This window comes from Mycobacterium sp. Root265 (genome assembly GCF_001428895.1).
GTDB lineage: Bacteria > Actinomycetota > Actinomycetes > Mycobacteriales > Mycobacteriaceae > Mycobacterium.
The window spans coordinates 158,244-181,594 of the sequence record NZ_LMJA01000031.1; the positions used below are offsets into that span (position 1 = coordinate 158,244).

The window sequence follows — 23,351 nt, forward strand, 5'->3', positions numbered from 1 at the left end:
ATGCACAGGAGGCCTCATGCTGGAGACGGTTCCCCTGACGGTGCGCTGCCCGCAGGGCCGGGCACTGTCTCCGTTCGAGACGATCCATGCGCTGGTCTGCGAGACGACCGTGATGGCGAGCCGGATGGCCGGACCACTGGACCTGGACGCGCTGCACGCCGCGTGGGATCGGTTGGTACAGCGCAACCCCGTGCTTACCGGCCGGATCGGCTTCGGAGCCGCCGGGCCGGAACTCATCGTCGAGGCGTCTACGCCCGCGCCGCCGTTGACCAGCGGCCGGGTCGATCCGGCACAGCACACCACGACGCCGATCGGCATCGGGGAGACGGTGTCCTTTCTCGACGTCACCCCGGCGCCCGGCGACGAGCACTGGGTGAGCCTGGTGACCCACCACGCCATTGCCGACGGCATCCTGGTGTATCACTGGTTCGGGATCCTCTGGCAGAACTACACGCAGATCCTGGCCGGCGCCACGATGCCGGTACCCGAACCGTTGCCCGCACCGGCCGCCACGGAGACGCTGCTGGCCGACCGCGGTGTCAGGAAGGGGCCGCGCAGCGGCGCCGAACGACTCGACGGTGTCGTGGTGTATCCGTTCCGCGACCCGGTCGGCCGCAGCCCGGACGCGGACCCGTTCGCTCAGCACCGGATCGTCACCGTGCTGAGCGCCGAGGACACCGCCGCCCTGCGCGCGTCGGCCAAGGCACTCAACGAAACGCTGCACGGATTGATATGCGGTGCCGTTCTTCTCGCCGAGCGTGAACTGCTGGACCCCGACGGTCCGCTGCCGATGGGCCTGATCTCGCACGTGAACATCCGCCGGTGGATGAGCCCGCCCGCCGATGAGGCCGACGGGACCAATGTGCTCGGGTACTCCTGCGCCCAGGTCATCGTCGACCCGGCCGACGATCCGCGGCACATCGGCGAGCAGATCCTGAGCCAGCTGCACACCGACCTGGAAGACGGTGTGGTGCAGCAGACTTGCCTGCACATTCCCGACATCATCGCGCGGTGGGCCACCAGCGACAACCTCGAGCCGATCTCGGTGTCGAACATGGGTGAGTTCGCGCCGTTGACGCTGCCCGCCGGGGTGCACGCGGGGGAATTCCAGATCAGGGGCAACGCCAACTACGCCGTACTGGCGGGCGGCGGGCCGCCGGACAACCTGCCGCTGTCCACCGGACGTCACCACATGGTCTTCAGCTATCACGGACGGCTGAACATACAGACCAGCTACCCGGCGGCCGTCCTCACCGCCGCCCGGGCCGAGGCCTTCGCCGACCGGATCAGGACGCTACTGCTGACGATGGCGCATGACGGCTGAGTTCCCCACCGCCCCAGGGAGACTGCCGCTACTCGGCCATGCGCACCTGGTCACCGGGGACCCACGGGCCTTCCTCACCTCGCTACCCGAACTCGGGCCCGTCGTCCGGATCTACCTCGGCGCGCGGCCCGCCTACGTGCTCACCACGCCGGAGACCATTCGCGAGGTGAGCCTCGGCCGGGCGGGGACCTTCCATCGCGATGCGCTGCGGGACGCCATCAGCGAACTGGTCAGCGGCGCCACCAACGTCCTCAGCGGCACCGAACACGATGTACGTAGGCGGATGATCGCCCCGGCATTCCGCCAGGGCCGACTCAACGAGTACGCAGGCCACGTCGCCACCATCGCCGACGACTGGTCGGCGGCCTTCACCGCCGGCGACTGCGGTGATCTACGCTCCCGCGTCCACGAACTCGTCACCCGCACCATGTTCGCCACCCTGTTCCGGTCCGATTCCGGCGCCGACGAGGCGAGCTTCATCCAGCGGCGGATCCCCTGGCTGCTCGGCGAGGTCATCATCCGGGGCGCGCTACCCAAACCGGCTCGGCGCCTGCGCATCATCCCCAATCGCCGGTTCGTCCGGCAGTCCGGCGAAGTACGCACGGCATTGCGATCGCTGATCGATCAGCGCCGCCAGGACACCGACCGCGGGGACATGCTCTCGGCGCTGCTGCATCTTCCGGATGACGATCTGGTGGACGAGCTGCTGCTGGCACTGGCTGCAAGTATCGGTTCGCAGTCCTCGATCTTCGCGTGGCTCATCTATGAGACCGCGCGCGCACCGCAGATCACCGAACGAATCTGCGCCGAAGTGGATTCGGTGGTCGGCACCGGCCCGGTGCGGCCCGAGCACGCGTCGTCGCTGCCGTTCCTGCGCAACGTCCTGATGGAGACGCTGCGGGTGTGGGCCCCGTGGATCTCGATGATCACCTCCGGCGGCCCTGTCCGCATCGGCGCCACGCAGTTTCCGGACAACACCGACTTCCTGTTCAGCCCGTACATGGTGCATCACCAGGAACGGCATTTCCGGGACGCCGCCGTGTTCGACCCCGACCGCTGGGACGGTGCGGCCGGTGACCCGCAGGCCATGATGCCCTTCGGGATGGGTCAACGGCACTGTCCCGGTAATCATTTCGCGCTGTTGTCGATCACTCTGCAGGCGGCCGCCCTGTTCGCCCGGTGGCGTCCGGCGCTCCCCGACGATTTCGAGGTGAAGGTGCGGGGCAAGGATTTCGTGCTGTCACCGGCGGCACTGCCGGTGACGCTGACGCCTCGCTAGCCCGCGGCCTCCTTCTCGGCGATATCGCACACCATGGGCACACCGTCCCCGGTCGCGCGCAGCCTTGCTCCGAGAGCAGCTGCGCGGCTGCGGGTCTGCTCGTCGAGCAGCACATCGATCGCCGTGCCGAGGGTGCGCGCATCGAGCTTGGTGAACGGGATGTGCGCCCCGACGCCGAGCCGCTCGACCTGGGTTCCCCACAGCGGCTGGTCGAAGGACACCGAGCACACCAGCGTCGGCAGGCCGGCACGCAGACTCTCGAAGAGCGTCCCGATACCACCGTGGTGCACCGCCGCACCGCAGTGCGGAAAGATGAGGTCGTGGGCGAGGGCGTCGACGATCTTGACATTCGTTCCGACGCACAATGATTCGTTGCCCAGGTCGGCGCCACCCACACTGATCAAGGCGCGTTGCCCGGTCCGGTCGCAGATCTGCTGGATCAGCCCGATCACCGAGCCGAAGTCCTGTATCGGCAGGCTGCCGAACCCGAAGAAGATGGGCGGTGTGCCGGCAGCTGCCCACTGCACCACGTCGGTGTGTTCCTCGGCCAGTTCACCGATTGCCTCGCGGGCCGACCGCGGCAGCCACAGAAAGCCGACGAATGGTCGTGTCGATCCCCACTCTTCCGCCAGGCCGGGGACGAGCGCCGAATCGTACATCTGCAGCTCGGGCACCTGCCGTTTCGCGAGCTGAGACTCCGTGCTGGCTGTCGTTCTCGGCAGGTCCAGCTTCACCCGCAGATTGTTCAGGTACTTCCCGAACACCGCGGTGCGCAGCCGTTCCAGTGCGAACCAGGCACCCCGGTTGACGGCTCCCGGGATCGGCCAGTGGTGTGGCAGTGCACCGGGCGGCGCGTAGGAACTGTTCTTACGGCTCGGGTACGTGTGCAGTGTGACAACCGGGATGTCGCGCGCCTCGGCCAGGATGACCGAGCGGTCCTCACTGAACGTGGTGCACACGATCATCTCCGCGTCCGCGGAGATGTCGATCAGCTCATCGTCCATCCGGTCGGCGTACTCGGCCATCTGGCCGGACACCATCTGCATCAGCTTGAACGAGTTTCCCGCCGCCAGCGCCCGCTGCCCTTCGGGCGACGAATACAGCGCGTGCACATCGGGACCGAACTGCCGGGCGGTCAGGCCTGTCTTGCCGACGAAGTCGACGAAATTGGGTGGTGCACCGATCACCACGGTATGACCGCGGCGTTCCAGCTCCAGGCCCAGCGCGATCCCGGGCTGAACATCGCCCCGGCTGCCTACGAGAGGGATGAGAATGCGCACTATGCACCTTTCGTGTGCAGGAGACCTTGGACCAGAATGCTGAGATAGAAGACGACCACGAAAACCGTTGGCCAGCTCCGCGGATGATCGGCGGGCTCGCGAGTGAAAAAGATCCATGCCGACACGCAGGGCAATGCGACGGTCGCCAGCGGCAGCGGATTACCGGTGAGCAGGATCGCCAGCAGCACCGCGAAGAGGCCGAAAGCCCATGCGGTGACCGCACTTGCGCGCGGGCCGAGCATCTGCGAATAGGAATGCGGGTCGCGCACGGCGGCGGACCGGGAGGTCTTTCTGGCGAACTCCAGATGCAGGAAGGCACTGGTGAACACCAACGGCACGGCGAGCGCCCGTAGATCCAGGCCGGGTTGGCCCACCATCATGAAACCGGTCACCAGGAACTGAGCCGGGCAGACAACCGCAAGGGCTGCCAACGGGTTGTCCCGTAGCCAGGCCGTCCGCGGTTCAGCCCACCAGAGCACCAGGCCGTAGCCGAGCGCGGTCGCCAGCAACGCCGTGGCCGAAAGCGAGACGGCCGACGCGAGAGTCAGCGCCAGCGCAGCGGTCGGCCACATCGCCTGCCGCAGTTCCCCGCCGGAGATCCGGCCCTGCACCAATGGTCGCGACGGATTGTGTGTCCGGTCGTAGGCGAGGTCCTTCTGGTCGTCGACCATCCGCAGGAAGGCACCCGCCGCGATCAGCGCCAGCACCTTCCACAGCGTGTCCCAGGTCGGTCGCCACGGTCCGCCGCCGCCGAGAACGACGGTCATGCTCTCGACGGCGACCACCCACAGCGTCAGGTACACCGGGTAGACCGGCAGGTAACGCTCGGCGAGATACGCGCCGACCCCGCCGCGGCGTTCGGTGACCGTCATTCGGCCGAGAAGGTCAGCTCGATCGCGGCACGGGTCTGCCCGGACTGAGTCACCGCCCCGCGGAAGGTCATATCGTCTTCGGGTGCCTGTGCCATGGTGACGGTACTGACGGCATCCAGTTCGGTGAAGGACGTGTAGTCGCACCGCAGCGAGGCCAGGCCGGTCACGCTCGGGGCTCGCGGCCCCATGACCGACAACGCGAGCTGACGGCAGGCCTCGATGATCAGACCACCGGGCAGATGATCGAGCGGGTGATCGAAGATCGTGGGGTGACCGAGGTCCACCACGATGGGTGCGCTCGCACCGTCGGCCGTCCCGGTCGGCTCGCCGATCACCACGTTCCGCGGATCTGTGCGGCCCACCCGTGCCGGCTCGGCGGGGAGCGCCGACGGCACCGGTTCCCAGCTCGCACCGTCGCGGAAGCTCTCCCACTGGGTGCCCGACATCCAGCCGAAGGCAGCGGTGAACTCCATCACCTTCGTGCCGTCATGGGTGACGACCGCGCCGACCTCCAGACCCTGCCGGAACTCTTTGCGCACGGCGATGTTGAACTCCAGGTTCAGTGCCGTGGTGTCGCGGCGCAGCGCGGTCAGATCGACCACGGAGAACTCGTAGTACCGCACCGTGTGCCGGGCATCCATCGGGACGTCGTAGAACAGATGGCTCGCGGCGATACATGCCTGCCGGAAGGCCTCCATGACGAGCAGCGGATCGTGGTAGGCCCGCTGGCAGGCGGTCGTGTCGGTGTGGAAGTGGTGCTGCCGCGGCAACTGCGCGTGGCAGATCCACCCCTGCTGCTGGCCGGTCACCGCGGTGACGAGCACCTCGCCGATCGCCCGTTTGTGCACGAGTTCGCGGGCGATCGTCTGAGAGTAATTGACTGCGTTCATGATTCATCCCGATCTTGCCGTCGATGCATGGGCAGGTGCGCCGATTCCAGTACGAGCCGGTACCAGGGATCCAGGGGGTGGTGCTCGTCGTCGGCCGCGTCGATGGCCGCCATCCAGTCCGGTCCGGTCTCCGGGCGTGACGCCACGCCCGCGGCCCGCAGATGGGCCCAAACGGCGTCATGGGCTGCCCTCAGATCACCGCTTCGGCGCGGCACGCCGGCCTCGATCCGCCGCGCCAGCCGAATCGCCTCGGCGGCGACATCCACGCCGTCGGAACACGCCGAGATCACCTCGCTGAGCACAGGTTCGGCGAAGTAGATGCTCAACTCGCGCAGGACGTCGTCCGGGTCATCCGGCGAGTGGACCTGATTGAGCAGATAGGTGCCCGATGCCAGGGCATGCCGGAGTTGACCCGGCTGTCGCTGCGCGGGATCGGCGGGACCCTTGTCGGCGGTCAACCGGACCGATACCGGCACGGTGCCGTCGGGATGGCTGACGATCAGTACCACCGACGGCGTCATCTGCGCGAGTCGGTCGGCGAGCCTGCGCCGCTGGGGGGTGGCGAGGTGCCAGTTGAAATACCACAGCGCGCGCAGGTGCAGGGGGCTCAGTGACACCGGGTACGCCCCGACGATGCGGTAGCCGTTGTCGATCAGCCAGGACACCGCCCGGCTCATCCCGCCGGTGATCGCCGCATCCGGCTTGAGCAACAGAACCGCTCTGCGCGAGGCGAACTCGCCGGCATCGATCCGTAGCCGGGCCAGCGCCTCATCGGTGTCCAGAAAGTAGACGTCGGATCGGTACCTGCCGGCGACACGCGTGTCGGTCATACCTGGCTCCTTTCTCGGTGCAAGGTGGCCAGCACCTCGGCGACGGACGGTTGGGGTCTGCCCAGATACCCGGTACGCAGGCATGAGTCGAGAATTCGGCGCAGATAGCCGGCACCCGACGACGGCGGCGTGACACCGAGTCGCTCGCGGGTGTTGGTGCTGTCGAACTCCGGGCGGCGGGTCAGGTAACTCGCGTACAGCGCGCCCACCTTGCGGTAGTAGCCCGCCTCGATCTCGTCGAGGTCGTCCACGCTGAAGGTGCTCGGTGGCACGAAGTCGGCCACCCGGAAGGACGGATATTCGGCCAGCACGTCCGAGATCATGCGCAGTGAAATCGGTTTCGCTCCCACGGCATGGAACGTGCGGCCGACGTTGTCGGAGAAACCCTCGGTGACCGCGACGATGGTGTCGGCGACGTGCCCGATCGGCGAGAGTGCCAGCGTCGCACCGTACTGCCCGGGCAGGGTGCGTAACCGGCCCTCGACGATCAGCTTGAGCACCTGATAGATGTGCTTGTGCTCGCGGCTGTGCCCCGTGCGGTGATCGCCGGAGACGATGCCGGGACGCACCACCGCCCACCGCAGTCCCGAGCTGCGCACCAGCTGCTCGGCCCGGAACTTGCTGCGCTCGTAGTCGTTTCCGAAGCCCTGCCCCGCGTCGAGCTGATCCTCGCCGAACGGGCCGTTGTGCTCACCGCAGACGTAGGCGGTGCTGACGTACACGAAGTCACAGTCCCGGCGGCGCGCGAGCGCCAACGCGTTCGCGGTTCCCTGCACGTTGAGTTCGGTGTACCGCTGCTCCGGAAGCCCGAAGTCGGTGACGGCCGCGCAGTGCACCATGACGTCGATCTCATCGCCCAGCCCGCTGACACCGAACTCCTCGAGTCGAACGTCACCGCGCACAACCCGGGTCGGCCGCACGCGCCGGCCGCTGTTGGCGACGACGACGGGTCGGTCGTGCACCAGGGCCGTCACATCGTGTCCGCGAGCGACCAGACGGGCCACGACGTCCGCTCCGACATGTCCGGCCGCGCCGGTGACCAGGACGCGCCGCCCGCTCACGACGGCACCTTGAGGTTCTGCACGAGTGCCACCAGGTCACCGACGGTCTGCACGCCCGCCAGCGTGTCCGGTGTCAGTGGCGGGAGGGCGAAGGCCCGTTCGACCGCGATGGACAGCTCCAGCAGGCGCAGCGACGTATAGCCGAGGTCACCGACGAACGCGCTGTGCAGGGCCGGTTCGACCGGTCCGGGGGCCATGGCGGTCACCAGCGCGAGCACGTCGCTCCCGATGGTCATCACGATGGCTCCCCGCCTGCCCGCGCGGACGGTTGCGCGCCGCCGCTGGCCAGCAGATCCCTCGCCTCGTCCAGTTCCACATAGGCATCCAGATAGCCGCCCATCCGCAGCCACTGGTAGCCGTATCGCAACGTCTCCTGCCACTGCGTCCGGGAGGCGAACGACGATGGGAACATCTCTCCGCCCGTCACCGCTTGGACGTCCGACACGAACTGGTCGACCTCGGCCAGCGCTCGCGATGCGTCATCGTGATCCTCGACTTTCAGTTCGGCGAGGTGGCGGGCCCGGGTGGCCAGCTCGGGGTGATCCGGCACCAGCGTGTCCAGTCCGTGCAGCAGCACCGGGTCGCCCGGCAAGGGCGTGACGCCCCACGCACTGGCCAGGATGCGGACCGCCATGGTGACGATGCGCCGTCCGCACAGGGCCGCCACCTCCCACTGACCGTCCTTGACGGCACCGTCGAAGTCCTCGCGGGCGTTCTCCAAGACCATGTTGGCCAGGATCAGCGCACTGGCGCCCTCGGCGAACGCCTTTGCCTTCAAGGGCGATCTGGAGATCGGCCCATCGGGCGGTGCGCCGTCGATGGTGATCACCGGGCGCCGGACCGACGGCGCCGGAGTCAGCGGCCTGCCCGGATCGCACATCGCGGCAACCGGTGTGATGACACCGCCACCTCGCCAGGCCAGCGCGACCAGGCCGAGTCGCGCGAACAACGCCAGGTGCTCGCCGGGGACCCGGGTTTCGGCGAGGCTTTGTCCGAACACGACCTGCCGCCAGGATTCGGCACATTCGGCTGACAATACGAAGAGATCGTCCTTGTCACGGATGACGTGGGTCGTCGACCTGACGGGCCAGGTGGTGACGCCTGCAACCCGGCGCAGGATCACGTTCCGCGGGTCCACGCCGATGCTCGGCCCGCCCATGCGGGCGGCCAGTGCGAATGCCGCCCCGATGGTGAACTCGCGGTCCAGTTCTCGATAGTCGTCGAGGATCGCCGCGACCCTGGCGTCCGCGCGGAGCCGCAGCCGGTCCATCTGCGACGGCAGCCACTTGATCTCCACATAGCCCTCACCGTGGTGGGCCAGGAATGCCTTCATGGTCTGGGCCAGACCTTCTCGGGCCCAGCTGACCGCCTCGGAGTCGCGGCCGAGCCCGGCCAGGGCGGCCGCCTGGTGCAGGCACTGATCGGCGCGGCGCTGCCACCATGTCGAAAGTAGCTCCGTGAGTTCCGGGTAGCCGACGACGTCGCGCAACTCGCCATAGCCGGGTCCGGCCCTGAGCACGGTGCCCCGCAGGAATCGCTGCACGCGGTTGAGCGCATCCTCGGAGGCCACGGCACCGGTGTCCAGCGATCGGCGGATCCGCAGCAGCCGTGTGCGTACCTGGGCATGAGACTGCGCCCGGATCTCCACCCGGTGCCCGTCGATGAAGAGCACCGTCGGCATCACCGCTTCGGCACCGGCGCCCGGGATCAGCAGCAGCAGGTCGATATCGGAGCCCTCGTTGCCGAAGCCCTCGGCAAGCGATCCCTCGAAATGCACTGTGGCGTCTTCCGGTATCACGGCGAGCGCACAGGCTTTCTCGAAGAGACCGCGCACATTCTCGACCATGCCGTTGTCCGACACCGACAGCAGTTCGGCGCCGACCAGACCACCCGCGCACCACTGTTGCCACATGTGCGCGCGCCGCGGTTTGCCGCTGGAGGTACGGGCCAGCCCACCGCGGGGCACACCGACGAACTGCAGCCGGGCATCCGCGCCGACCTGTCCGCTCAGCGCGGTGCGCAGGCGCGAGAGTGCGGCGCCGGCGGGCTGCTCGATGAAGACCGTCACCCCGGCGCGTCCACCGTCGTCGACCGCGACCGTCATCACCCGGTTCGGCGTGGTGCCCAGCGCCGCGGCCGCCGACAGATCGAGATCCTCCGCGAAGATGCTGCGCCCGTTGACCTTCACGCTCGTTCCCATCCGCCCGAGTACGTACAGTTCGCCGTCGAGCAGGAAACCCGCATCCCCGGTGTGCAGTTCGCCACCGATGCAGCGGGTGGCGCTGTCCGGGTCCCCGCGGTAGCCGGCGAACACCGACTCACCTTCGAGCACGATTTCGCCGAGCACACCGTCGACCGTTGTCCCGGCGATCCGGATCCGGTGCCCGCGCATCGGGACGCCGACGGACACCACCCAGTCCGAACCGGCGGCGCTCAGGTCTTCGGCATGTTCGAGCACAGGTACCGGATCCCCCTGCCGCAGTGCGGATCTGTCGATACGCACCATCCGATGCGGCTGACCGAGCCGGTGCGCGGACGCGATCAGGGTCGCCTCGGCCAACCCGTAGGACGGCAGGAAGGCGCGCGGCGAGAAGCCCCGAGCGGCAGTGAGTTCGACGAACGACCGCAGATGAGCCGGATGGATCGGCTCCGCGCCGACCACGACGGTGCGCACCGTCGACAGATCGATGTCGGCGATATCCGCCGCGGACAACCGCCTGCCGGCGTAGGCCAGCCCGAACGGCGGAGTCACGGTGTGGCGGGCGTGCGCGGCGGCCCGCAACCAGCGGGCCGGATCGCGGACGAACTGATCGGGACGCATCAGGTAGAGGTCGCGTTGGCGGGTGATGGTCTGGAACACCGCGCCGATCAGGCCCATATCGTGATACAGCGGCAGCCAGGAGGCGGTGGCGTCCCCGGCACCCAGCAGGCATGCGGTGTCGATGGCGTCGAGATTGCTCGCCAGGCTGGGCCAGCCGATCTGTGCGCCCCTCGGTGCGCTGGTCGACCCGGATGTCATCTGCAGCAGCACGTTCGCGCCGGGCTCGGCCAGTTCGGCCAACGGCTCCGCTTCCGGCACGTCATCGAGCAGCACCACCCGGGGTGGTTGCGCCAGGCCGGCGACCGCTCTGGCGACCGTGTCCGCGAAGGCAACGCCGGTGAGCACGGTGCGCACCTGCGAGCTCGCCAGCACACCGGCCAGGTGCCGGAGGTACTGCTCGGGGTCATGGAACAGCGGCGGCGCGATGGGCGTCAGAGTCGCTCCCGCCGCAGGTACCGCGAACATCGCCGACAGGCACAGGTGCGATGTCGGCATCAGCACCCCGACGGTGTCGCCCGCGCGGATGCCCAGGCCGGCGAGCACGCCCGCGATGCGCCGGGCGCCGTCGGCCAGGGTCACATAGGAGCAGAAGTCCCAGCCCCCGTCATCGTCGGCCAGATGCACACCGGTACCGGCCTCGGGTGCATCCATCCAGCCACGGATTCGGTCGATAGCATTGTCACGCATCGGTTCTCGCTTGCTCCGGCTCACCCTGCAGCACCACGATGCTGCCGGCGGCCCCGTCGACCGTGACGGTCATGCCGGTTCGGACCGCATCGGTCAGGCCGTCGATCTGCACGACCGTCGGGACTCCCAGCTCGCGGGCGATGATCGCGACGTGGGTCAGCGGTGAGGCACGTTCGATCAACAGCGCCGACGCGAACGGCAACGCGGCCACCCAGCCCGGGTCGGTGCGGTAGGCCACCAAGATTCCGCTGGAGAAATCCTCCGGCTTCTCCACGACGACTGCCCGCCCGGTCACCACCCCGGGGCTGGAAGGGGTTCCGGTCAGCACCGTCCCTACCGCGGCCTGCGCGACATCGTCGGCGTCGCGCCAGCCGGCCTGCCCGAGGTCGGCCGGCGCGTAGGCCGAGCCGATCGTGCTGAACCGGGCAGGTGCCTTGAACTTTCGGTATTCCTCCTGCAATGTCCGCCGCCGGGTGATCACCTGCCGGGCGGCCGCCGGGGTGGTGGAGCCGTCGTACAACCCGAACAGCTCGTCGCGGCGCAGCAGGAACACATCGGCACGGTTCTCGATGATGTCGCGGCGCACGAGGTCGCGGGCCATCACCGCGACAAGCGATTTGAGGATTCCGAACCCTTGTGTGCGGGCGAAGCGCAGCCGCTCACGGTGGGTCGCCGCGCGCTGAATCTTGGCACGGAGGACGTCGAACAGCATTCGACGTGGGCCTTTGAGATGCGCGTCGAGGTAGGCCTGGGCCGCATCACCGGGACGCTCGGCCCCGTCCGGGGACGCCATCCGCAGCATGTGGAAGATGCCCGACGGGTCCTGGCGCAGGTCTGGCGCCTCCAGCTTGAGCTCGTCGAGACACCGGTAGCCGAACCGGTCGATGTAGTCGGTGACCTTGCGGTGCAACTCACGCCACGGCCCGCTGTCGTCCTCGGCGTATTCGATCAAGTGCAGGTATGCCGTGGTGGGGTCCGCAGATTCGATGAATGCCCACAGCTCGGGATGGCGATGTGCGAACGCGGCGATATCAGCCAGCGCCCTGGCCGGTTCGATGGACACGACATCGGCGCCGGGGTTCACCACCGCGAACCCGAACCATTCGGGTGCCTTCGGCAGGAAAGCTCTGGTCATCGCCGCCAACAGCCCCACCGAGGTGAGCAGGATCGCGTCGAGCACCATCATCGGTCCCCAGATCTCGGCGACCTCGTCGTGGATCCGGCCGAACATCCGCTGAGCTTGCGGCCCGTCCAGCCCCGATACGTCGGCCAACCCGTGCCGGGCGATGAACTCGTGGAACGCGGTGTCGAAATCCTCGACCAACGCGTCGATGTGGCGGAACCGCTGCACGTAGGTGGCGGTGGTCCTGGCGCGGTGCCACCACCTGGTCGCGGCGTTGTCGAAGGTGAAGGGCCGCAGGGTCTGTGCGGTCGCGGCGTCGAGCGGTTCCCCGACGCCCAGGGCGACCTCGAGCACGCGCCTGTTCAAGGCATATCCGGGGGCGATACCCACCATGCGGTACCAGTGCAGCAGGTTGTAGTAGACGTGCCCGTTGAACTGGCCGAGCATCACCGGCAGCCACGACTCCATCTGCTCGAGTTGAGCCGGTGCCACGTTGAGACTGCGGGCGTAGACCCGGTAGACGTCGGCGTACAGGGTGCGCGCGGTGGTGAACGTCAGCGGCGAGGTGACACCGGCATAGCTCTCGATGATGTTGGAGTTGTCCCAGATCCGCAGCTCGCCGGCCGGGACTGCCTCGCCCAGATACTCTTCCGCGCTTGTGGATGTGCGATCGAGAGTGGTGATCGGCCGGGACTGCAGAATCCAGGTCCGCGCATCGCCGCACGCCCATTCGATGTCCTGCGGCACGCCGAAGTGTTGTTCCAGACGTGTCCCCAGTTCGGCGAGTTCCGCGGCCAGTGCTGGATCGACACTGCACGTGTCGCGCCGGTCGGTGGGCACCTCGACGGTGCGCACACCGCCGGAGTCGCCGGCGACCAGCATCTGTTGCTGGGCACCGAGACTGGTCCGGACCACCCGCCCGGTGTCCTTGTCGACGACGACGGAGTCCGGGTCGACCGCACCCGATACCAATCCCTCACCCAGTCCGAGCACGCCGTTGATGACGATCCGGTCGGTCGCCCCGGTGACCGGATCGGCGGTGAACAGGACACCGCTGCTGGATGATTCGATCAGGTGCTGCACGATCACGGCGAGCTCGACATCGCCGAAGCCGAGCCCGCGCAGGTGCCGGTACTGGGTGGCCCGCTGCGAGAACGCCGACGCCCAGCACCGGCGGACCGCGTCCTCGGCGGCGTCGATTCCGGTGACGTTGAGGAAGGTGTCGAACAAGCCGGCGAAGGAATGCGCGGCGCCGTCTTCCTGCCGCCCCGAGGACCGCACCGCGACCCTGCCATCTCCGACATGCTCAAGTGCGGCGTGGATGTCCTCACGGATCTCGGCAGAAATGGCCGACTCGGACATCATCCGTTCTGCGCGAGCGGCTTCCGCGAGGCGCTCGGCAAGCGTCAGCGGTGCATCGCTGAGTTGCACACCGGCGGACGCGGCAGCGGCGCGGAACGCGTCAGTACCCAGCACCGCCCACCGCGGCACCGGGACGCCGGCCGCGGTGAGCGCAAACAGGTTGCGCGCCTTGCCACCTGCCGATGCGTTCACCCGATCGACGGGTGATCCCGACGTGAGGAGAAATCCGTCCGCCATATTCCCTGCCTCTCTGTTCGCTACAGAGTGAGGCGTATGGGACAGACGGTTATGAGTAGTGCAGTACCCGATTCAGCCGGTCGATCGAGGCCAGTAGATTGGCCGCGGTGGTGGCCCGCGCGCGCACCAGCCGCTTCTCCTCGGTCAGGTTCGTCCAGTCATAGGTGTGGGTGACCTTGCAACGGCCGCTCCCCGATCCCCCGGGTGCTTCGCTCCCGCCCGCCGGACCGAGGGGCTCGATCTCCCAGCGCCACAGATGTCCGGGCGGCGGCTTGCCCTCCTCGGATGGCAGCCACGCGATGCGGCGGCCCTCCTCGAATTCGACGATGTGGTTCTCCCGCACGGTCCCGGAGTGCACCATCATCCGGAACACATCGCCCACCGCGTGCACCCGCTGCCCGGCGGCGGCCTCGGTGAGGTTGTCATTGCCGTCCCAGCGCGGTTGCTGCGCGGGGTCGGCGATCAGCTCGAAGATCACTTCGGGTTCCGCGGCGATCTCGCGGCTGGCGCTCACAATCCGGCTCACCCCAGCAGGCTACATATCTTGACGGTGACTAGTTCAGCTGGAATAGTCAAACTTGTCACTGACTAGATTTCAGGGAGGCCGCCATGTCCGATATCCGCGCCGGGGACCGCGAGCGGGAACGGACCGCCACCGATCTGGGGCAGGCCCTGGCTCAGGGCTACCTACCCATGGCGGAATACGAGGACCGGCTGGGCCGCGCCTTCGCCGCACACGGCGCCGGAGAACTCGACGAACTCGTCGCCGATCTACCGGTTGCCCGACTGCGCCAGCACGACCCCCGCCGTCGTGCCGCACAGATCCGGGCAGCGCGGCTCAGCGTGCGTATCCACGTCGCCGCCTACCTCGCCGGGGCGCTGCTCATGCTCGGGATCTGGCTCGCCGTCGGCCTCGGCGGAGGCGGCTGGTACTTCTGGCCGGTCTGGCCGATCATGGGCTGGGGCATCGGCGTGGTATCGCACGTCATTCCGATAATGGCCCACGTCAGGTCGCAAAACGGCCCAGGTAGAATGGCATAAGCCCTAGTGGCTGACACCCCGACCCCAATCCGATCGGAGTGCCATGCTCGCCGTTCTCCTCGCCCATGCGGTCGCCACCGCAGTGGCGCCCCTTCTGGTCGCCAGATGGGGCCGATTGGCGTTCTATCCCCTTGCTCTGGTTCCGCTCGGTTCACTGATCTGGGTGGGGATGAACTGGCCCAGCGGAGGCAACACCCCGACCGTTCACATCCCCTGGGTGCCCGAACTGTCCATGGACATCACGCTGCGCTTCGATTCGCTGTCGGCGATCATGAGCGTGCTGGTGCTGGCCATCGGCGCACTCGTCCTCTTCTACTGCGCCGAGTACTTCCACCACCACGAGGGCCGCATCGAGAAGCGGCTACCCAGCTTCGCCGCCGAACTCGTCGCCTTCTCCGGCGCGATGTTCGGCCTGGTGGTCAGCGACAACATGCTGTTGCTCTACATCTTCTGGGAAACCACCACGGTGCTGTCGTTCCTGCTGGTGGGCCATTACGCCGAGCGCGCCACCAGCCGCCGGGCCGCCACCCAGGCATTGCTGGTGACCACCTTCGGCGGGCTGGCCATGCTGGTCGGCATCATCGTGCTGGGCAACCTGTCGGGTACCTATCTGATCTCCGAGCTCATCGCCGCTCCCCCGACCGGCACGGCCGCCACCATCGGTATCGCGCTCATCCTGGTCGGTGCGCTGTCGAAATCGGCCATCGTTCCGCTGCACTTCTGGCTGCCCGGCGCGATGGCCGCACCCACCCCGGTCAGCGCCTATCTGCACGCCGCCGCGATGGTGAAGGCCGGCGTCTACCTGGTGGCCCGCATGACACCCGGGTTCGCCGACACCCCGCTGTGGAGACCCATGGTGGTGGGCCTGGGCCTGCTCACCATGCTGATGGCGGGCTGGCGCGCGGTCCGCGAGTACGACCTCAAACTCATCCTCGCGTTCGGCACCGTGAGCCAACTCGGGCTGATCACCATCATGGTCGGTGCAGGCGGGCCCGACATGATGCTGGCCGGACTGGCCATGCTCTGCGCGCACGCCATGTTCAAAGCCGCGCTCTTCATGGTGGTCGGCGTCATCGACCACGCCACCGGCACCCGTGACATCCGCAAGCTGGCCGGTCTCGGCAGACAGCACCGGCCCCTGCTGGTCATCGCCGTCGGCGCCACCGCGAGCATGGCCGCGCTACCCCCGTTCTTCGGGTTCGTCGCCAAGGAAGCCGATCTGGAGACCGTGCTGCACAGCCCGGCCCTGGCCGCCGCGGCACCGTTCGTGCTCGCCGGCATCGTGGTCGGCTCGGTCTTCACCACCATCTACAGCCTGCGGTTCCTGTGGGGCGCCTTCAGCGACAAGGGACACCGCGAACCCAGCCTCCGTGTCCAGGAGATGCACCGCCCGCCGGTGACCTTCCTGCTGCCACCGGCCGTCCTGGCGGCCGCCGGTCTGGCGCTCGGTCTCTGGCCGTCCGGGCTGGACTCGGTGCTCGACGACTATGCAGAGACCATCCCCGGCCCGTCGGACTACCACCTCGCCCTGTGGCACGGCTTCGGGGTTCCGCTGCTGCTGTCGGTGCTGATCCTCGGGGTCGGCACGTGCGTGTTCTTCGGCCGTAACCGGTTGCCCCGCGGCAAGTCCGGGTTCACCCCGCTGGGCAACGCCGACCGGATCTACGACGAGGTGATGCGCGGCCTGGATGTGCTGGCGGTGCGCTTGACGGCGCAGACCCAGCGCGGATCGCTGCCCGCCACCCAGTCGGTGATCCTCTGCACACTGGTGCTGCTGCCGGTCGCCGCACTGATGATGGGCGCCCGCAACCGGCCGGAACTGGCACTCTGGGATTCCCCGCTGCAGGTGGTGATCGGCCTGGTGATCCTGGCCGCCGCAGTGGGTTCGACGGTGATGCGCAACCGGCTGGCCGCCGTCCTGCTGGTCGGCGTCACCGGCTACGGCTGCGGCGCCATCTTCGCCTTCCACGGTGCGCCCGACCTCGCGCTGACCCAGTTCCTGGTCGAGACACTGCTTCTGGTGATTTTCGTGCTGGTGCTGCGCACCCTGCCCGCCGAAGCCGACCGCTCCAACATCAACCGCAGCCGGCTGCCCCGGGCCGCGCTGTCGCTGGCGGTCGGTGCGGCGGTGACCGGGCTGGCGGTCTTCGCGATGGCCGCCCGCGACACCCGCCCGATCGCCGAACTGCTGCCCGACGCCGCCTACTACCGCGGACACGGCGCCAACACCGTCAACGTTCTGCTGGTCGACATCCGCGCCTGGGACACCATGGGGGAGATCTCGGTGCTCGTGGTCGCCGCCACCGGCGTCGCCTCGATGGTGTTCCGCAACAGGCGCTTCGGTGCCGCGCCGCGCGTGTCGCAGGCCAAACCGAGCGCCGTCGGCCAGCCCGACATCGGATTGGTCGGGGCGTACAGCCCGGCTGCCGGCGATGTCACCTGGTTGCGCGGCAGCGAACTGCGCGACCCTCGGCACCGCTCGCTGGTGCTCGAGGTGGCCACCCGCATCATCTTCCCGCTCATCATGGTGCTCTCGGCCTACCTGTTCTTCGCCGGACACAACACCCCCGGCGGTGGTTTCGCCGGCGGGCTGACGGCCGGCCTGGCACTGGTGCTGCGCTATCTGGCCGGTGGCCGATACGAACTCGGGGAGACGTTGCCGCTGGACGCCGGGAAGGTGCTGGGCACCGGACTGGCGCTGTCGGCGGGAACCGCGGTCACCTCGCTGCTGCTCGGCGCGCCGGTGCTGTCCTCGGCGGTGCTGCATGTCGACATCCCGTTACTCGGTGACATCAAGCTCGTCACCGCACTGTTCTTCGACCTGGGTGTGTATCTGATCGTGGTCGGTCTTGTTCTCGACATCCTGCGCAGCCTGGGTGCCCGCGTCGATGTGGAGATGGTGCGACGATGATCACCTACCTGGTTCCCCTGGTCCTGATCGGTGGCCTCACCAGCGCCGGGGTCTACCTGCTGCTGGAGCGCACGCTGACCCGAATGCTGCTGGGACTGTTGCTGATCGGCAATGCCGTCAACCTGCTGATCCTCAATGTCGGTGGCCCGTCCGGTAATCCGCCGGTCTACGGACGGTCCAGCAACGGCGCCGAGACCGACGCCGACCCGCTGGCCCAAGGCATGATCCTGACCGCCATCGTGATCAGCATGGGCATCGCCGCCTTCGTGCTGGCTCTGGCCTACCGGTCCTATCAGCTGACCACCATCGAAGAGGTCAGCAACGACCCCGAGGACACTCGGGTGGCCGAGCGCGTCGACGAAGACACCGTGGACCGGGACATCCCGGATGTGGTGCCGTCCCGCGACACCGACGCGCCCGACGAACTCGACGCCCTGCCGGGCGCGGAGGGCTCACGCTGATGACCCTTGCCACCACTCTGACTCCCCTGCCCGTCCTCATCCCGACCATCGCGGCGGCCATCACCATGGTCGCCGGCCGCAGTCCCCGGCTGCAGCAACTGATCTCGCTGACATCGCTGACCGCGGTGGTGGCGGTGTGCTCGGTGCTGCTCTACCTGGTAGACCGCGACGGCACGGTCGCCGTGCAGGTCGGCGGCTGGGGCCAGAGCGAACCCGGGATGGGCCCGCTCGGCATCACCCTGGTGGCCGACCGGCTGTCGGTGCTGATGCTGGTGGTGTCCTCGATCGTGCTGCTGGCGGTCGTCTTCTACGCCATCGGGCAGGGCATCAGCGACGGCGATGAACGCCAACCCGTTTCGATCTTCCAGCCCACCTATCTCATCCTGTCCGCAGGCGTCTGCACCGCGTTCCTGGCCGGGGACCTGTTCAACCTGTTCGTCGGTTTCGAGGTGCTGCTCGCCGCCAGCTTCGTGCTGCTGACCATCGGCGGCAGCGCCGAACGGGTGCGCGCAGGCATCGCCTACGTGATGGTGTCGATGGTGTCCTCGCTGATCTTCCTGATCGGCATCGCCTTGGTCTATGCCACGACCGGCACGCTCAACATGGCCGAGGTGGCCCTGCGTCTGGACGATGTCCCCGATGGCACCCGCACCGCGCTGTTCGCGGTGCTGATCGTCGCATTCGGCATCAAGGCCGCAGTGTTCCCGCTGTCGACCTGGCTGCCCGACTCCTACCCCACCGCACCGGCGCCGGTCACCGCGGTGTTCGCCGGCCTGCTGACGAAGGTCGGCGTGTACGCGATCATCCGGGCGCACTCGCTGCTGTTCCCGAACGGCGGACTGGACAACGTGCTGATGGTGGCCGCGCTGCTGACGATGGTCATCGGCATCCTGGGCGCCATCGCCCAGAACGACATCAAACGGCTGTTGTCCTTCACCCTGGTCAGTCACATCGGCTACATGATCTTCGGTATCGCGCTGGGCAACCACCTCGGCATGTCCGGGGCCGTCTACTACGTGGCGCACCACATCGTCGTGCAGACCACCCTGTTCCTGGTGGTGGGTCTCATCGAACGGCAGGCCGGGGCGTCGACACTGCAACGCCTCGGCGGGCTGGCCGCCGCCAGCCCGCTGCTGGCGTTCGTGTTCGTCATCCCCGCGCTGAATCTGGGTGGCATACCGCCGTTCTCGGGCTTCATCGGCAAGGTTGCGCTGCTGGAGGCGGGCTCCGAAGTGGGCTCCACGCTGGCCTGGGTGCTGGTCGGCGGCGGTGTCGTCACCAGCCTGCTGACCCTCTACGCGGTCACCCGGGTGTGGACCAAGGCGTTCTGGCGCGTCCGCGCCGACGCCCCCGAGGGCGACCTGTCCAATACCGTGCCCGCCGCGCTGATCGACGACGACGACGACATCGCGTTCGCCGACCGTAACGATGTCGGCAAGATGCCGGTCGGGATGCTGCTGCCCACCGGGGCGCTCATCGCGGTGGGTCTGGTCCTGACGGTGTTCGCCGGACCGATCTACGCCTACAGCGAGCGGGCGGCCGAAGAGATACTCGACCGCAGCCAGTACATCTCGGCGGTGTTGCAGCCATGAGAAAAGCCGCTCTGCGAATCTGGACGCTCTGCTTTCTGACGCTGGTGTGGATCCTGTTGTGGGGCACCTTCTCTGTTGGCAACATCGTCGGCGGACTGGTGGTCGCGCTGGTGATCACGCTGCTGCTCCCGCTGCCACGGGTGCCGGTCGAGGGGAAGGTGCGTCCGCTGGCCCTGCTGCGCCTCATCCTCTACGTCGCCGTGAACCTGGTGGTGTCGTCGTATCAGGTGGCCTGGCTGGCGATCAAGCCCGGTCCGCCGCCCGCCACCGCGGTGCTGCGCGCGCACCTGGCCATCAAGTCCGATCTGGTGCTGTCACTGGCGGTCGGCGTGCTCACCCTGATTCCGGGATCGGTGGTGCTGGAGATCGACCAGAAGCGCCGGCTCATCTACGTCCACGTACTCGACGTCGGTACCGACAAGGCCGTCGAGCGCTTCTACCGTCAGGTCAAGACGGTGGAGCGCCTCATGGTGGCGGCATTCGAGCGGACCGCCGACTGGCGACCGTCTGCCGAGAAGGAGGACGCCTGATGCATGTGGTGTGGATCGCCGCGGCGGTGATGCTGTCGTCCGCCGCCGCCATCACGATGTACCGGCTGCTGGCCGGGCCGAGCACCCTGGACCGGCTGGTCGCGCTGGACGCCTTTGTGGCGGTGACGATGTGCGGTATCGGGACCTGGGCGGCATTCAGCCTGGACAGCACCGTGACCTACAGCCTGACGGCGCTGGCATTGATCAGCTTCGTGGGGTCGGTGAGCGTGGCGCGTTTCCGGGTTCCCGACCGCGATCTCGACGATCGGAGGATCCGATGACCGCCGTCGACATCATCACCTCGGTGCTCGTGCTGGGTGGTTCGGCGCTCGCACTGACCGCCGCGATCGGCGTGGTGCGCTTCCCGGACACGTTGTCGCGCATGCACGCTGCCAGCAAGCCGCAGGTGCTGGGGCTACTGCTGGTGCTGGCCGGGGCGGCGATCCGGCTGCGCGGCCATCCCGATGTCGGCATGATCATCCTGGCCGGCTTGTTCACCCTGATCACCGCACCCGTGGTGGCCAACCGCGTCGGCCAGCTCGCCTATCGGGAACAGACGGTGTCCGACGACGTGGTCAAAGATGATCTGGCCAACAACCCGTTCCCCGATCCGAAGTAGTCACTCCGAGAGCTGGAACTCCACCATGGCCGCGACCGTCTCCACGGCCTCGCGCAGCGCCTCCAGCCGGGCGCACGCACCCGGGGCGGCCAGCACGGCGTAGCGATCGGCCTGGCCGAGTGGGATGCGGGCAGCCAAGGCGTACAGCCGATCTCCGGCTTCCTGGCCCGGTTCCGGCCCGCCCAGCAGGTCTTCGCGCGGGGGCAGCGTGGCATTGCGCGACTCGGCGATCCGCTCGAACAGCGCCATCACGGTGTCCTCGACTCCTGCGATATCCGCACCGGTCACCGACGGGCCCGCCTCATCGGGCCACGGCACCGTGGTCGCCCGCGGATAGGGGGCGTCGTCGAGCCACTCGGTCACCCTGATCCGCTCACCGAGGATGCAGCGCAACCGGTAGCGTCCGTCACCCAAGTCGGCATGCTCGACGATCCGGGCCAGCGCACCGACATCACTGCGCACATCCCCGCCGCCGACTTCACGCCCGGCCGCGATCAGCACCACCCCGAACACCGGATCCCCGGCCAGGCAGTCGGAAACCATTGCGCTGTAGCGCGGTTCGAAGATCCGCAGCGGCAGTTCCTCACCGGGCAGCATCGCCACCTCCAGCGGGAACATCGGCGTCGCTGCCATCAGAGCACCAGCTCTCCGATCAGTGCATCGACGACGGTGCGCAGGTCACCGTCGTGTTCCTCGGCCACCCGGCGCTGACGCTGATACGACCCGCCGCCCCGGTAGATCCCGGACACCCGTGCCAACTCGTCCGCGCAGCCCAGCGACACCGCCACCGGTTGCAGCCGGGTCAGCAGTTCGTCGAGATCATCGGTGACCAGACGCTCGTTGCTGTCGGCGTCCAGGATGATCTCGGCGTCCAGGCCGTAACGCGCTGCGCGCCACTTGTTCTCCTGCACGTGCCAGGGCGGCATGGTCGGCAGCTGCTCACCGGCATCGAGCCTGCGATCCAGGTCCACGATCAGGCAGTGGGTCAGCGCGACCAGCGCGCCGAGTTCGGCGATATTGGACACCCCGTCGAAGATCCGCACCTCGATGGTTCCCAGATGAGGCGAAGGCCGGATATCCCAGCGGATTTCGTTCATGTGGTCGATGATGCCGGTCTTCTTCTGGTCGTGAACGAAGCCTTCGAACTGCGACCACTCCTGGAATTGGAAGGGCAGTCCGGCGGTCGGCAGCTGCTGGAACATCATGGCCCGGTTGCTGGCGTAGCCGGTGTCGTCACCGTCCCAGTAGGGCGATGACGCCGACAACGCAAGCAGGTGCGGGTACTGATTGAGCAGCGAGGTGATGATGGGCATCACCTTGTGTGCCGAGGAGATTCCGACGTGCACGTGCACACCCCAGATCAGCATCTGGCGGCCCCACCACTGGGTGCGCTTGATCAGCTCGGCGTAGCGCGGGCCCTCGGTGAGCTGCTGGGTGGACCATTCCGCGAACGGGTGGGTGCCGGCGCAGAACAGTTCCATCCCGCGTTCCCGGGCGATGCGGCGCACCGGGACCAGGGTGTCGTGCAGGTCGGTCATCGCCTCTGGGACGGTCTCGCAGATCCCGGTGACGATCTCGACGGTGTTGCGTAGCAATTCCTTGTGCACATGCGGGGTTTCGCCGATCTCGGCGATCACCGCGGCGGCCTCGTTGCTCAGGTCACGCGTGTCGGGATCGACGAGCGCGAACTCCCATTCGACACCGACTGTCGGCCGGGGGGACCCGGCGAAATCGATTCGGCTGGGACTACTCCGCGGAGATGACACCGCAGGCCACCCGGCCGCCGGCGTCACCGGTTGACAGCGTCTGCTGGTCAGGACCGGGGGTGCCATTGACCTGCTGGTACTTCTCGGCAGGAATGTTGCCGAAGTTGTCGGCCTTCTCGTGGATGACGATCGCGGTCTTGGTCCCCGAGAGCAGCTCTTCTGCGGTGAACGCGTCGGTGGTGGTCACCAGCTTCGCCGACCCGTCGCTGCGCACCTGCAGCGAGCTCAGGTCGCCGCTGGAAGGATGCCCGGAGTGGCCTTCGGCCTGGAAGTGCCCACCGGCACTGGTGAAATCACCCTCGCAGGAGCCGACCTGGTGGATGTGCAGGCCGTGGAAACCGGGGGTCAGCTCACCCGCGGTGGTGGTCTCGACGGTCACGGTCGCGAAGCCGTCGGTGAACTCGATCGTGGCGGTCGCCACCTCGGTGCCGTCCGCGGTCGCCAGGTTCGCCGTCAGGGTCTCGCCACTGGTGGCGCCTGCACCGGAACCGTGCCCGCCGCCGTGGCCGGCTTCGCCGGACGGTGTGGGCGAGGGCGATCCGGTCCACACCGGCGGAGTGGTGCCCGGCTCAGTCGCGACCGGCTCGTTGGGTGCGCACGCGGCGGCGATCGGGACGATGACGGCGGCAGCGGCGAGAAGGCGAATCGTGGCTGAGATCGGCATG

21 protein-coding genes are annotated in these 23,351 nt (G+C 67.9%); 9 read left to right on the top strand and 12 right to left on the bottom strand.

Annotation, left to right across the window (positions count from 1 at the left end):
- Window positions 1–16: 16 nt before the first annotated feature.
- Both ASE48_RS26625 and ASE48_RS26630 read left to right on the top strand, forming a co-directional pair.
- Window positions 17–1,324, top strand: a complete 1,308-nt coding sequence (locus ASE48_RS26625; RefSeq protein ID WP_057170183.1) for a phthiocerol/phthiodiolone dimycocerosyl transferase family protein — start codon at window positions 17–19, stop codon at window positions 1,322–1,324.
- On the top strand, window positions 1,314–2,603 hold the full coding sequence (locus tag ASE48_RS26630; protein WP_057170184.1) for a cytochrome P450: 1,290 nt from the start codon (window positions 1,314–1,316) through the stop codon (window positions 2,601–2,603). Before ASE48_RS26625 ends, ASE48_RS26630 begins: the two co-directional genes overlap by 11 nt.
- Here the strand turns inward: ASE48_RS26630 and ASE48_RS26635 are convergent.
- The 9 genes from ASE48_RS26635 to ASE48_RS26675 are packed head-to-tail and all read right to left on the bottom strand — an operon-like array spanning window position 2,600 to window position 14,283.
- Window positions 2,600–3,883, bottom strand: a complete 1,284-nt coding sequence (locus ASE48_RS26635; RefSeq protein WP_057170185.1) for a glycosyltransferase — start codon at window positions 3,881–3,883, stop codon at window positions 2,600–2,602. The two genes, ASE48_RS26630 and ASE48_RS26635, sit on opposite strands and share 4 nt — an antisense overlap.
- The gene (locus ASE48_RS26640; protein ID WP_057170186.1) at window positions 3,883–4,755 is read right to left on the bottom strand and encodes a UbiA family prenyltransferase; all 873 of its coding nucleotides are present in this window, start codon (window positions 4,753–4,755) and stop codon (window positions 3,883–3,885) included. Before ASE48_RS26640 ends, ASE48_RS26635 begins: the two co-directional genes overlap by 1 nt.
- Window positions 4,752–5,645, bottom strand: a complete 894-nt coding sequence (locus ASE48_RS26645; RefSeq protein ID WP_057170187.1) for an AfsA-related hotdog domain-containing protein — start codon at window positions 5,643–5,645, stop codon at window positions 4,752–4,754. Before ASE48_RS26645 ends, ASE48_RS26640 begins: the two co-directional genes overlap by 4 nt.
- A complete protein-coding gene (locus tag ASE48_RS26650; protein ID WP_057170188.1) occupies window positions 5,642–6,475 on the bottom strand; it encodes a nucleoside-diphosphate kinase in 834 nt (277 codons plus the stop codon). The genes ASE48_RS26645 and ASE48_RS26650 overlap by 4 nt, the downstream gene beginning before the upstream one ends.
- On the bottom strand, window positions 6,472–7,536 hold the full coding sequence (locus tag ASE48_RS26655) for an SDR family oxidoreductase (RefSeq protein WP_057170189.1): 1,065 nt from the start codon (window positions 7,534–7,536) through the stop codon (window positions 6,472–6,474). The genes ASE48_RS26650 and ASE48_RS26655 overlap by 4 nt, the downstream gene beginning before the upstream one ends.
- Window positions 7,533–7,772 carry an acyl carrier protein gene (locus ASE48_RS26660; protein WP_057170190.1) on the bottom strand — a complete coding sequence of 80 codons (240 nt, stop codon included), beginning with the start codon at window positions 7,770–7,772 and terminating at the stop codon, window positions 7,533–7,535. Before ASE48_RS26660 ends, ASE48_RS26655 begins: the two co-directional genes overlap by 4 nt.
- A complete protein-coding gene (locus tag ASE48_RS26665; RefSeq protein ID WP_082614446.1) occupies window positions 7,772–11,044 on the bottom strand; it encodes an AMP-binding protein in 3,273 nt (1,090 codons plus the stop codon). Before ASE48_RS26665 ends, ASE48_RS26660 begins: the two co-directional genes overlap by 1 nt.
- On the bottom strand, window positions 11,037–13,766 hold the full coding sequence (locus ASE48_RS26670; protein WP_057170192.1) for a phosphoenolpyruvate synthase: 2,730 nt from the start codon (window positions 13,764–13,766) through the stop codon (window positions 11,037–11,039). The genes ASE48_RS26665 and ASE48_RS26670 overlap by 8 nt, the downstream gene beginning before the upstream one ends.
- Before the next feature lie 49 nt (window positions 13,767–13,815).
- A complete protein-coding gene (locus tag ASE48_RS26675) occupies window positions 13,816–14,283 on the bottom strand; it encodes an SRPBCC family protein (protein ID WP_057170684.1) in 468 nt (155 codons plus the stop codon).
- Between the two features lie 92 nt (window positions 14,284–14,375).
- Here ASE48_RS26675 and ASE48_RS26680 point away from each other — a divergent pair, with 92 nt between their 5' ends.
- The 7 genes from ASE48_RS26680 to mnhG are packed head-to-tail and all read left to right on the top strand — an operon-like array spanning window position 14,376 to window position 20,920.
- A complete protein-coding gene (locus ASE48_RS26680) occupies window positions 14,376–14,807 on the top strand; it encodes a DUF1707 domain-containing protein (protein WP_057170193.1) in 432 nt (143 codons plus the stop codon).
- 43 nt (window positions 14,808–14,850) lie between these two features.
- Window positions 14,851–17,718: a Na+/H+ antiporter subunit A gene (locus ASE48_RS26685; RefSeq protein WP_057170194.1), complete on the top strand. Its 2,868-nt coding sequence runs from the start codon at window positions 14,851–14,853 to the stop codon at window positions 17,716–17,718.
- Window positions 17,715–18,179 carry a Na(+)/H(+) antiporter subunit C gene (locus ASE48_RS26690; protein ID WP_057170195.1) on the top strand — a complete coding sequence of 155 codons (465 nt, stop codon included), beginning with the start codon at window positions 17,715–17,717 and terminating at the stop codon, window positions 18,177–18,179. Before ASE48_RS26685 ends, ASE48_RS26690 begins: the two co-directional genes overlap by 4 nt.
- Window positions 18,179–19,771: a Na+/H+ antiporter subunit D gene (locus ASE48_RS26695; RefSeq protein WP_057170196.1), complete on the top strand. Its 1,593-nt coding sequence runs from the start codon at window positions 18,179–18,181 to the stop codon at window positions 19,769–19,771. The genes ASE48_RS26690 and ASE48_RS26695 overlap by 1 nt, the downstream gene beginning before the upstream one ends.
- On the top strand, window positions 19,768–20,301 hold the full coding sequence (locus ASE48_RS26700) for a Na+/H+ antiporter subunit E (protein WP_057170197.1): 534 nt from the start codon (window positions 19,768–19,770) through the stop codon (window positions 20,299–20,301). Before ASE48_RS26695 ends, ASE48_RS26700 begins: the two co-directional genes overlap by 4 nt.
- Window positions 20,301–20,582 (top strand): monovalent cation/H+ antiporter complex subunit F, encoded by a 282-nt coding sequence (locus tag ASE48_RS26705; RefSeq protein ID WP_057170198.1) that lies wholly within the window; start codon window positions 20,301–20,303, stop codon window positions 20,580–20,582. The genes ASE48_RS26700 and ASE48_RS26705 overlap by 1 nt, the downstream gene beginning before the upstream one ends.
- A complete protein-coding gene (gene mnhG / locus ASE48_RS26710) occupies window positions 20,579–20,920 on the top strand; it encodes a monovalent cation/H(+) antiporter subunit G (RefSeq protein WP_057170199.1) in 342 nt (113 codons plus the stop codon). Before ASE48_RS26705 ends, mnhG begins: the two co-directional genes overlap by 4 nt.
- Here mnhG and ASE48_RS26715 read toward each other — a convergent pair whose 3' ends face one another.
- Genes ASE48_RS26715 through sodC form a run of 3 tightly spaced genes read right to left on the bottom strand, consistent with a single transcriptional unit; the run spans window position 20,921 to window position 23,350 of the window.
- The gene (locus ASE48_RS26715; RefSeq protein WP_057170200.1) at window positions 20,921–21,553 is read right to left on the bottom strand and encodes an LON peptidase substrate-binding domain-containing protein; all 633 of its coding nucleotides are present in this window, start codon (window positions 21,551–21,553) and stop codon (window positions 20,921–20,923) included.
- The gene (locus tag ASE48_RS26720; RefSeq protein WP_057170685.1) at window positions 21,553–22,686 is read right to left on the bottom strand and encodes a glutamate--cysteine ligase; all 1,134 of its coding nucleotides are present in this window, start codon (window positions 22,684–22,686) and stop codon (window positions 21,553–21,555) included. The genes ASE48_RS26715 and ASE48_RS26720 overlap by 1 nt, the downstream gene beginning before the upstream one ends.
- Entirely contained in the window at window positions 22,667–23,350 is a 684-nt protein-coding gene (gene sodC / locus ASE48_RS26725; protein WP_057170201.1) for a superoxide dismutase[Cu-Zn], read from the bottom strand. The genes ASE48_RS26720 and sodC overlap by 20 nt, the downstream gene beginning before the upstream one ends.
- Window position 23,351 lies beyond the last annotated feature (1 nt).

Excerpts from the sequence above, each read along its gene's own strand:
- ASE48_RS26645 (WP_057170187.1), bottom strand. The coding sequence starts at position 5,645 with ATGAACGCAGTCAATTACTCTCAGACGATCGCCCGCGAACTCGTGCAC.
- ASE48_RS26680 (WP_057170193.1), top strand. The coding sequence starts at position 14,376 with ATGTCCGATATCCGCGCCGGGGACCGCGAGCGGGAACGGACCGCCACC.
- ASE48_RS26690 (WP_057170195.1), top strand. The coding sequence starts at position 17,715 with ATGATCACCTACCTGGTTCCCCTGGTCCTGATCGGTGGCCTCACCAGC.
- ASE48_RS26670 (WP_057170192.1), bottom strand. The coding sequence starts at position 13,766 with ATGGCGGACGGATTTCTCCTCACGTCGGGATCACCCGTCGATCGGGTG.
- ASE48_RS26650 (WP_057170188.1), bottom strand. The coding sequence starts at position 6,475 with ATGACCGACACGCGTGTCGCCGGCAGGTACCGATCCGACGTCTACTTT.
- ASE48_RS26625 (WP_057170183.1), top strand. The coding sequence starts at position 17 with ATGCTGGAGACGGTTCCCCTGACGGTGCGCTGCCCGCAGGGCCGGGCA.
- ASE48_RS26705 (WP_057170198.1), top strand. The coding sequence starts at position 20,301 with ATGCATGTGGTGTGGATCGCCGCGGCGGTGATGCTGTCGTCCGCCGCC.
- sodC (WP_057170201.1), bottom strand. The coding sequence starts at position 23,350 with ATGCCGATCTCAGCCACGATTCGCCTTCTCGCCGCTGCCGCCGTCATC.
- ASE48_RS26660 (WP_057170190.1), bottom strand. The coding sequence starts at position 7,772 with ATGACCATCGGGAGCGACGTGCTCGCGCTGGTGACCGCCATGGCCCCC.
- ASE48_RS26700 (WP_057170197.1), top strand. The coding sequence starts at position 19,768 with ATGAGAAAAGCCGCTCTGCGAATCTGGACGCTCTGCTTTCTGACGCTG.
- ASE48_RS26695 (WP_057170196.1), top strand. The coding sequence starts at position 18,179 with ATGACCCTTGCCACCACTCTGACTCCCCTGCCCGTCCTCATCCCGACC.
- ASE48_RS26715 (WP_057170200.1), bottom strand. The coding sequence starts at position 21,553 with ATGGCAGCGACGCCGATGTTCCCGCTGGAGGTGGCGATGCTGCCCGGT.
- ASE48_RS26640 (WP_057170186.1), bottom strand. The coding sequence starts at position 4,755 with ATGACGGTCACCGAACGCCGCGGCGGGGTCGGCGCGTATCTCGCCGAG.
- mnhG (WP_057170199.1), top strand. The coding sequence starts at position 20,579 with ATGACCGCCGTCGACATCATCACCTCGGTGCTCGTGCTGGGTGGTTCG.
- ASE48_RS26630 (WP_057170184.1), top strand. The coding sequence starts at position 1,314 with ATGACGGCTGAGTTCCCCACCGCCCCAGGGAGACTGCCGCTACTCGGC.
- ASE48_RS26665 (WP_082614446.1), bottom strand. The coding sequence starts at position 11,044 with ATGCGTGACAATGCTATCGACCGAATCCGTGGCTGGATGGATGCACCC.
- ASE48_RS26685 (WP_057170194.1), top strand. The coding sequence starts at position 14,851 with ATGCTCGCCGTTCTCCTCGCCCATGCGGTCGCCACCGCAGTGGCGCCC.